This window comes from Aeromonas sp. Y293-4 (assembly GCF_027705905.1).
Classification (GTDB): Bacteria; Pseudomonadota; Gammaproteobacteria; order Enterobacterales; family Aeromonadaceae; genus Aeromonas; species Aeromonas veronii.
Window position 1 is genome coordinate 506,441 of sequence record NZ_JAPDCI010000001.1, and the last position, 9,027, is coordinate 515,467.

At 52.6% G+C, this 9,027-nt stretch carries 10 protein-coding genes; all 10 read left to right on the plus strand.

All coding sequences use genetic code 11. The annotated features are described in order from the left end of the window. Window positions 1–5: 5 nt before the first annotated feature. Window positions 6–533, plus strand: coding sequence for a hypothetical protein (locus OKC31_RS02135; protein WP_270656087.1), 528 nt, complete (start codon window positions 6–8; stop codon window positions 531–533). 34 nt (window positions 534–567) lie between these two features. Continuing rightward, entirely contained in the window at window positions 568–822 is a 255-nt protein-coding gene (locus OKC31_RS21700; protein WP_442865745.1) for a DUF6444 domain-containing protein, read from the plus strand. Window positions 823–1,321: 499 nt separating this feature from the next. After that, complete coding sequence (locus OKC31_RS02145) at window positions 1,322–1,594, plus strand: helix-turn-helix domain-containing protein (RefSeq protein WP_270656090.1); 273 nt, start codon at window positions 1,322–1,324, stop codon at window positions 1,592–1,594. A 63-nt stretch (window positions 1,595–1,657) separates the two neighbouring features. Continuing rightward, on the plus strand, window positions 1,658–3,178 hold the full coding sequence (locus tag OKC31_RS02150; RefSeq protein ID WP_270656092.1) for a helicase RepA family protein: 1,521 nt from the start codon (window positions 1,658–1,660) through the stop codon (window positions 3,176–3,178). A 779-nt stretch (window positions 3,179–3,957) separates the two neighbouring features. Beyond that, window positions 3,958–4,473: a terminase gene (locus tag OKC31_RS02155; protein WP_270656096.1), complete on the plus strand. Its 516-nt coding sequence runs from the start codon at window positions 3,958–3,960 to the stop codon at window positions 4,471–4,473. Window positions 4,474–5,413: 940 nt separating this feature from the next. Next, entirely contained in the window at window positions 5,414–6,028 is a 615-nt protein-coding gene (locus OKC31_RS02160; RefSeq protein WP_270656098.1) for a hypothetical protein, read from the plus strand. Next, a complete protein-coding gene (locus OKC31_RS02165; RefSeq protein WP_270656100.1) occupies window positions 6,025–6,285 on the plus strand; it encodes a hypothetical protein in 261 nt (86 codons plus the stop codon). Before OKC31_RS02160 ends, OKC31_RS02165 begins: the two co-directional genes overlap by 4 nt. 119 nt (window positions 6,286–6,404) lie before the next feature. Beyond that, window positions 6,405–7,157, plus strand: coding sequence for a hypothetical protein (locus tag OKC31_RS02170; protein WP_270656102.1), 753 nt, complete (start codon window positions 6,405–6,407; stop codon window positions 7,155–7,157). A 74-nt stretch (window positions 7,158–7,231) separates the two neighbouring features. Further along, window positions 7,232–7,456, plus strand: coding sequence for a hypothetical protein (locus tag OKC31_RS02175; RefSeq protein ID WP_270656105.1), 225 nt, complete (start codon window positions 7,232–7,234; stop codon window positions 7,454–7,456). A 251-nt stretch (window positions 7,457–7,707) separates the two neighbouring features. Continuing rightward, the gene (locus OKC31_RS02180; protein ID WP_186301947.1) at window positions 7,708–8,262 is read left to right on the plus strand and encodes a recombinase family protein; all 555 of its coding nucleotides are present in this window, start codon (window positions 7,708–7,710) and stop codon (window positions 8,260–8,262) included. Window positions 8,263–9,027: the final 765 nt, after the last annotated feature.

Consider the following 9,027-nt stretch of genomic DNA (forward strand, 5'->3'; position numbering starts at 1 on the left):
AAGTGATGACTAATGCCAATCTGCTTCTCGATCAGATTAGAGGTCTGCAAAGTACAATTGAATCAATGCCTGACAATGAGTCGGCTAAAGAGCTGTGCGAGCATTTTTTTTCTAAGGCTAGGCGCGAGTTATCTGAGCTGCAGAATGAACATCCCCAAGCGTATGAGCAAGTGGAATCCCTAGCACTTTCGTTTGCTAGTTTAGTTACCTGTGTGAGTAGCTATTACACGACAATTATGCTCAACCGGAAGGAGAAGGCAGGAGAGGATCGCCGAATCGCCAATACGGTATCGGGACTGTACGCAGATGTCGCCCGTGCCAAGGCACAAAAGTTCTGGGATGCGGATTCAGACCGGGAATTCAGGGTCGGGGAAGTGGCCAAGTTAGTCCATGAAATTATGTGCCGAGAGGGGTATTTCAGGGCAAATGAACGAGGAAAAGTGGCACCTACGGTAGGGACAGTAAAGCGGTGGATTACACACTGGGCACCTGATTATGGTCGGCGCCCTGGCAGGGATGTTGAGACGGTATGAAATATGGCTGCCTACGGGCAGTATTGTGTTAGCAATGTGCGCACTCCTTCTCGACCATATCGCCGAACAGGAGGATTGCCTCAATCTACACAGTGGCAACTCCTCCAAGCCGTCCTCTAGCGATGGCCCCAGAGCCTGCAAGCGGCCAGCTTCCGACAGGCCGCAAGGCGTACAGCACAGTCAAAAGGGCTGCGCCGCGAGCTGCACCCACACAACGCCAGGCCGACTAAGGTCCCACATAATCCTGCCGCCGATTCTCCTAGCTGCCGGGGGCCATGCTTACCCATGATCAACCTACCTGATTCATCAGATGTTTGAGTTGCTCGAGGTAAACTATCTTTTCATCGACCACCGACTGTATCACTAGACCTGCCCGTATTGCATCATCCCTGAACAGCCCGATACAGTTAGCTCCGGCCAGATGGGCCCCAATCTGCTGAGCGACATCGTGTTACTGAGTGGCCAATTCCAACAGCGTATCAGTCATATCCAACTGCAGCTCAACCAGCACTTCGGACTGAATTTCAACTAGGGGCCCTCAGTGAAGCATAGGGACGGGTGAGTGCCATGCTCACCGGCGTATTCCTAATGCTCAGGGATTTCTGGTTTAGCCTTTCAGCTGGTTAGTTTGCTGTCAGGTAGAACAATACTTAACTATCGCCTACCCCTCGATGCATTAAATCAAATACTTGTAAATATGTAATCCGCTGCGGTTTGCACAATTACAGCGCACTAGCTTTCTCCGAGACTAGGCACCTTGTTAAACCACACACGAAGGAACAAGCTGTATGCCTACCAAGTATTCCACCGATATTTCCGCGCTCAAGGCTGAGATTGCCGCGCAGCTCGGTTTTGATCCCAAAAACCCTCCCGTTAACGTTGGCGACAAACTGGCCGCAGAGGTCCTGGAAGTGAAGCCGACGACGCTGGCCGTCTGGCGCTCTACGGGTCGCTACAACTTGCCCTATATCAAGGTCGGGCGCTTGGTGAAGTACCGCATCAGCGATCTCGCTGAGTTCCTGGCGCGCCGCACGGCACTCCACACCGGTGAGGGAATCTAAAATGCTGGTCAACTACTGTGGCGAAATGGAGTCCTGCCCGAGCAGCAGAAGGGGTAATGGCGTATGAACAATCCCACTGAAACCCAAGCACAATGCGGCCCCCGTGCTAATGACGTGCAAAATCTCGTGCAAATGGTCCCCTTCACCAAATTTTCAGACCTAGAGAATCTAGGCACAATCGTTATCCATACCGGGCACCAAGCAGACCCCAACACCGAGCGCCGCGAAATCTGGCAGCGCACCAACAACGTATCTATTCATGCCGCCGACCCTATCACCGGAGAGCTGGAGCCAGTCCAGAGCCTCTACGTGAGCAACAAGCAACTGGAGGAAGGCGGCAAGCTGTTTCTGATGGCCGATGGCGACATGACTACCAAGGTAATCATTCATGTTCGCGGCTTCCTCCCAGTCCAGAAGCTGCAACGGCTGGCCTCCGAGCTGCGCAAGCAGGCACCCAATGCCGCCATCTATCGCGGGCGCAATGGTGACACAGCCGAACCTTGGGACAATTTGGTGAATGCCGTGCTGGCTGCCAATGACGAGGTCCACCAACCCGAGTCATTCCCGTTGGTTGCTGGTTATGCCGGGTTTGATCGGCAATCGGCGTATCTGATCAAAGGGCTGCTGCCTGCCGAGAGCATGTGTTCCATCTACGGCCCGTCCGGCTCGTACAAGTCGTTTGCGGCCGTATCGCTGGCTTGCCATGTTGCGACCGGCAAGGAGTGGGATGGCCGCCGTGTGGAGGAAGGCGCTGTGCTCTATATCGCTGGCGAGGGTGGCCCTGGGGTGTCACGGCGCATCCGTGCTTGGTGCGACCAGTACAACCGTGGTCAGGATGTGTTCAATTTCTACCGCATTGATATGCCGGTATTCATGGCTGATGGCGCCCAGATCGCCCGCCTGAATGCTGCCGTTAATCAGGTGAAGGAGGCTACTGGTCAGCCCGTGCGGCTCATTGTGGTTGATACAGTGGCTCGCTGCTTTGGTGGCGCCGACGAGAACAGGGCTGCGGATATGGGGGCCTTCATCAACGGTTGCGACACAATCAAGGCGCTGACCAAGGCCGTTATTCTTCTGGTTCACCACACAGGTAAGAACGAGGACAACGGTGCTCGCGGATCCAGCGCGTTTCGTGCTGCCCTGGATGCTGAATTTCTTCTCAAGCGCGAAGTGACAGACGCCCAGGCGTTCACCTTGCTCTGCACCAAAATGAAGGATGGCGACGAGCCCGGCCGCCGCGCATACGACCTGCGTACCCGTGTTGTTTGTTATGACGATGACAACGACGAGGTAACGAGCTTGGTGGTTATCGCGGATAGTCGCGACCCGGCAAACCCTGACGAACTGGAGGACGCTGGCAACGTAACCGTGAACCACAAGGCGCTGTTTCAAGTCATCCGTGAGGCTTGCGAAAAGCAGGGGGAGCCAGTCAAGCGGTTAACCATCATCAAGCAGATGAGGGCGGCGGGCACTTGGCACGAAGGTAACGGCTGGCGCTGGTTCAAGAAGCTGGTCGATGATGGGGTTATCGGTTTCGACTCCGATGAAAAGACAGTCTGGGTGATGAGGGGCGCCGAGGACTAAAAGTGATGGTGAGGTGATGGCCATCACCGAAAACAACCGGACACCATCACTTTTCTTGCTTATACGAAAAAAGTGATGGTGAAGGGGATAAATTGACCTGAAACCCGCACGGTTACTGGGATATGGTGGCCATCACTTGGTCTGTTTTTTCAGGGGGTAGTGATGGCGAGTAAAAGTGATGGCCTAGTGATGGCGAAGTGGCCGCTACTGCGCGACAAGGCGCTGTCCCAGGAAAAAATCAAGAAGGAGAGTCGGAAGCTGGCAAAGCGGTTCAAGGTATAGTCAAAGGTTACCCAAGGCCCTTTTCGTCTTTGCACACGGTTTTCCCCGCTGCTGGCCGCAATGCCTTGCTCTGAGTAGCCTCGCACCAGATGCGTAATCCACTGTTCTAGCAAAGGAGGACTGGCTGATTTATTTCCGCACATCCTGGCAACGATGATCGTCCTCCCCCTGTAGGGCTGGAACCGGTCTCTCCCCATCGTAAATACTGGTCGCCTATGACCTCTTCCTCTATGCATACAACAGATTCCCCAAACTGGCACAGTATCGAACTCGCATACTGTGCTGGCCGCCAAAGTGTGCGCCAAATAGCGATAGAGCACGGCATTTCACATACCGCCATTAACAAGCGGGCCAAGACGCACAAATGGTCAAGAGTCATAACACCCGTTAACGCTACCTCATCTTCAGGCATGCCTACGGCCCCTATCAGGGGCTCTGAACACGTGGATTCTACAACTCAAGTTATGATCCCAGTTTTTACTCCTCAGGTTTCCACTGTGGAAACCAATACGTCGAATCCCAAGACGGTAACAAGAGGTCGTCGAAGTGCATTCACAAACGAGTTGGGTGAGGCTATATGCAGCGCCATTGCTGATGGAGTGAGTCTACGCGCAGTGCTTGCGCGTCCAGGCATGCCGTCCAAATCCATGGTGATGCGCTGGTTGGCTGATGAACGCTATATAGAATTTAGGGACCAGTACGCGTGTGCGCGCGAGGATCTGGCCGACAAACTGGCCGACGAGATCCTCCAGATTGCCGATGACAGCAGTAATGACACCTTCCTCGACGCCAACGGGAACGTAAAAGTTAACCATGATGTGATTGCTCGTGCCCGCCTGCAGATCGATGCTCGTAAATGGCTGGCCTCGAAGCTAGCTCCCAAGAAGTACGGCGATAGGGGTCAGCGAGAAAATTCGGGCGTTAGCCACGGGAGCATGCAGGTGAAATCGACAGTCACGTTTGTGCATCCATCCAACTGGGACGAAAATAGCGAGGTTTATAAGGATGACTGATTTTGTAACATTGAATGAAAGTCCCAAAGCCATCGTGGCAATCTCGTTCGGGACGAAGGGGTCGGAGGTTCGAATCCTCTCACACCGACCAAATTCAACAAGGGCTTAGCTTCGGCTAGGCCCTTGTGCTTTTTCGGTCCCCCAGTTCTGTGGGGCATTTGTGGGGCATTTGTTCCGACACCCCTTTCCTCGTCCTTCATCTAAGGCCACTTTCGGTGGCTCACTCAGGACGACTGCCTTCCCCCATGCCAACGCAATAGATCCGCTCCTGCTCACGTTTTGGGCTCATATCCTTACCATGCCTCCTCCGTATTCAAGAGAACATCTGGGCTAGCCCTCTCTTGCACAGGAGCACCCAGTGTCGCCATTGACGACCCCAAAAGAATCCCTTTGCAAGGCAATGAGGATACGAGTTGTTGAGCAACATTTTGGACCCAACCCACAACAGATTGCCGAGGAGGGAACGGCGCCCCCAAACCGTCACAAACTTTCAGCCGTGATCCGGCCAGAGCGAGCCGGACTGAGGGGACGTTTACCTAGCCAGAGGCTTGGAACTGGGTGAATGCGCCGTTTTCCCTAGTGAAATCGCCAATTCAACATAATGAGCATTAGGCGAAAGGCGCCGTGACGCACTTTTGTCCGTGGCAGAGCGTTGGGTGTCATGGCAGTGCCTTGCGCAGGTACCGTATTGCCCCTTTGCTCACGCTACACCATGCCAAGGGGAGGTCTCTAGCGTGAACGCCGAGGCATTTATCTCAGAAAAAATTCACATATGTAATTGACTGATACATACAAGGGGGAGTAGTGTGTATGTATCTAATGAGTACACATTGAAGGCGATAATATGTACAGGTACGGCATTGAGCTACTCCCCAAGTGTGCGTTGACCCCAGTGACCCTGGACGAGTTAATAGCAGCAATCGCTGGTGTTCAGGACGTCATGGATGAACTTCGCTACATATCGCATGGCACTGCAGTCGAAATTGACACTGACCGAGATTCACGACATGAGAGATGTCGTCTTTGGCCCGAAATTGCCTACATGTGGGAGTATGCCGAGAAGGGCATTTACCGTGAAGAATTTTTCACCACTTGTGCCGATGATTTTTTCAGTGATGCAGCAAGACTCCTTTCCGCAGTTAATGGTTACAACGCTTGGCACGGCGAGGAGTTCGGACAGACGATCCTCAAGGTCATCATTAAGTTTTGTGCCCGTATCAAACTCGATTTCGACTCGGATTTTGAGTCTGCTCTAAATAGCCCATTCGGTGAGGTTGGCACTCTCCAGTCTGAGTGGTTCCCACAAATGTCCATGAAAGACCTCACCCTGCTTGAGTTGGCGTTACTCGCTGGGATGACCAACATCCGATCAGTGCGAAATGCTCAGTATGTTACCGATGAGGCACTGAATTTCTATAAGGATGGGACAAAGGTTCTCATCACGGTAGCTGACGCCAGACAGTGGTTGGCTGGTCGAATTGGCTTTGTGCCTTCGACTAACCTGCCCACCGCTGACGGCGTGGTCATTAACTTTCCTGCAAGGACGCGAAGATGAAACATTTCACAAAGCACGGCGAAAAACGGTCACAGCAACGTGGGATTACGATGGCGATGTTAATGGCACTTGACTCCTTTGGCGTGGAAATTCAGCAAAAGGGGGGCACGGTTAAGGCAGAAATACCACGTAACCGCGATGTACGTCAGAGCATCAGAGACTTAGCCAAAATACTGATTATCCTGGTAGATAACGATGTTTATTCGATAGAAGGCAACATGAACGAGATCATCACCGTGGGTCATAAGCACTCATAACGACCGGGAAGTGGCTCTCGGGTAGCCGAAATTATCATCAAAATGGATGTGGGGGTTTTATGGGTTGTTTACCTTGTCATGGGCGGGTGGATTGCACTCGCTGTTTTGAAACCAAGCAGTTGACGTTCGATGTCTCAAAGCGAACCGAAGGTCATTGGCGGATCACACACAATCCGCTGTCTTGGGGCAGTACCACCCCGGAGGTCATCGTCCTTGGTTTCTCCAAAGGACCGACACAGGCGGGGGCCTTAGCCACCGAACCACACGATGCCATCGCCTACAAGAAAGGGCGTCTGCAGGTCGGCAAAATACTCACTCACGTTGGGCTCATTCCCGCCTTTGAGACGCCGGACCGGCTGAAAAAAGAAGTGGATTGGATGATCTCCGATAAAGGGGGTCGGTTCCACTTCGCATCACTCATCCGGTGTACCGTTGAGCAATATGACGCTACCAACAACCTATGGAAAGGGTCTGGCGGTGGAATGCTGGACAACTTTATGGGGACAGCGTTTGGTGGATCTATTGCGTCAAACTGCTCATCCGGGTTCCTGCGTGACCTACCCAGCGAAACACGGCTTATCGTCATGTTTGGACTCGGCGCAGAGATCAAATCGCAAAAGAGAGTGAGCGAGTTCTCCCACAACTATGTGGATGCCGCCTACAAGCTGTTCCAGAAAGTCCGGCCAGGAAAGTGGCAGAAGATCAATCAAGTGGCCTATACGGACGGCACCATCACCGTTGTTCATGTCGAGCACTTTGCCTCTCAAGGGGCCAACATACCGAACTGGCTCGGGGTGAATGACCACCATCGGTCGCGGCTTGGCCATTTGGCTCAAGTTGCGGTCAAAGGCTCTGGCGTGAAAGTCTATTAAGGCCAATTTCTTCCGCAGATGAGGAGGGACGGTTACTGTCCCTCCATGACATGGATAATGTGAGCAGAGTTCGCATGGGCGTGATTTATTTGAAGGAAGCAGCCTCGGAATGGCAAGTCGGCATTGCGGGCAGCATGGGTGAGTTCAAGTGGGATATTCAGGAAAGAATTCTGGCAACAGACTTCAAAGATGCTGCTGAAAAGGCTCAGCAGAAAGCCATTGAAGGTCGAGGCGTGGTGTATTCCCTCACCAGTATGGGGTTAAGGCTCGTTGACTTGACCCCGATACCAGAGCAATGAGCCGCCGTATTATTGGAACGTCCCAATAGCCTCCCGACCGAAAGAGGGCTAATCCTGTCACAGCGCATAAAGGGGGCGGTACGTTAAACCGGCGCCCCTTTTGCTGCCTGCTCATCCAACATGGCTCAAAGAGTGTGCCTTTTGAGCCATATAATCAGCCCTTCAAAAATATGGCTCAAAGCTGTTGTTTTTATTGTGAGCCATCACTACATTTAGAGCTATAGATAATGAGCCAGGCATAGGGGCATATCGTGGCAGTCATCGGGTATCTCAGGGTTAGCACGGGCGAGCAGAGCGTTGGTGCTCAACGGCACAGCATTGAACAAACGCACAATGTTGAAACCTGGTTTACGGACGAGGGGGTATCGGGAGGAGTGAAGGCACTACAGCGCCCTGGCTTTGCCGAGTTGTTCAAGTTCATACGCAAGAGAGACACGCTGATCGTTCCTGCGGTAGACCGTCTTGGGCGCAATACCATCGACGTGTTAAATACGGTTGAGGCACTTCAAAGCAAGGGCGTTTCAATCATCAGTTTGCGGGAAGGGTTTGATCTGTCAACGCCGATTGGCAAAGCCATGCTGACCATGTTGGCAGCTGTTGCAGAATTGGAACGTTCAAACATCAAGCTCCGGCAGATGGCTGGGATTGCCAAGGCGAAGGCTGAAGGTAAGGCGCTGGGGCGAGAGAAGACAATTGACGATGCTGCCGTTGCCATTTGGCGCAAAGAGAATTCAGCGAGCATTAAATTAACTGCCGAACATTTCGGGATCTCGCCTGCCAGCGTGAAACGAGCTTGTCGGCCTTAAGGTCTGGTTGGCCATACTGAATGAATCGCTAACGGTTCACTCGGTGAGCGGGGTGATGGCAGCTTTGCCACTCGCAGTTCTGCCATGGGAGTGGTATGCCCGCATTGTAGAATTCAGCCCTCTACATGATAAGTCCATCGACAAGCCTTGCGCCTGTTGTGGCGGTACCGGCTTACGCCCAGCTCATAAACCGGACCTTACAATGACACTCAATCTGGTGAATGTGCAGAGATCTGGTTCGGTTATCGAAAGGTGGCCCCCTACCGAATACTGAGCCCACCACTGGTTATTTCCCCTACCTAAAAACCTTATTAGTCCAAGGTAGCCGGCATTCACTGATCCGCTACAAACTAAGATTGAGTGCTCGAAGCTGGTTTATAGACGTGAATACGCTTATGAATATGCTGGTTGTTCGCATAGTACTCGTACATGTTCAGGCCTTCAGTTGACCGATGATGAAATTCACGTTCCCCCCACATGAGCCACACGAGCACCTTATTAGATTCTGCCAAGTAGCGGTCAAGAAGGTCACGACGTAGATAGCAGAAAGAACCATTTGCCAGCGATCCGTGTTCGTCAACCTCACGGTACAGAGATGCCACGCCTGAAGCATCGTGCAAATCCCATGTGTTTGCGCAGTACCTGAGACTAAGAACCTCACAAATATGCTTAGAGGGCAGGCTCACACCAGGGCGAGATCGTGAACGTTTTGAAGCAATGTTAAGAGGATTTGACCGACCGATCTGGGTGTGATCTTATACTCTC

What these genes read in the sequence shown, in the direction of transcription:
- OKC31_RS02135 (WP_270656087.1), top strand. Translation starts at nt 6, where the DNA reads ATGACTAATGCCAATCTGCTTCTCGATCAGATTAGAGGTCTGCAAAGT.
- OKC31_RS21700 (WP_442865745.1), top strand. Translation starts at nt 568, where the DNA reads ATGTGCGCACTCCTTCTCGACCATATCGCCGAACAGGAGGATTGCCTC.
- OKC31_RS02145 (WP_270656090.1), top strand. Translation starts at nt 1,322, where the DNA reads ATGCCTACCAAGTATTCCACCGATATTTCCGCGCTCAAGGCTGAGATT.
- OKC31_RS02150 (WP_270656092.1), top strand. Translation starts at nt 1,658, where the DNA reads ATGAACAATCCCACTGAAACCCAAGCACAATGCGGCCCCCGTGCTAAT.
- OKC31_RS02160 (WP_270656098.1), top strand. Translation starts at nt 5,414, where the DNA reads ATGGATGAACTTCGCTACATATCGCATGGCACTGCAGTCGAAATTGAC.
- OKC31_RS02165 (WP_270656100.1), top strand. Translation starts at nt 6,025, where the DNA reads ATGAAACATTTCACAAAGCACGGCGAAAAACGGTCACAGCAACGTGGG.
- OKC31_RS02175 (WP_270656105.1), top strand. Translation starts at nt 7,232, where the DNA reads ATGGGCGTGATTTATTTGAAGGAAGCAGCCTCGGAATGGCAAGTCGGC.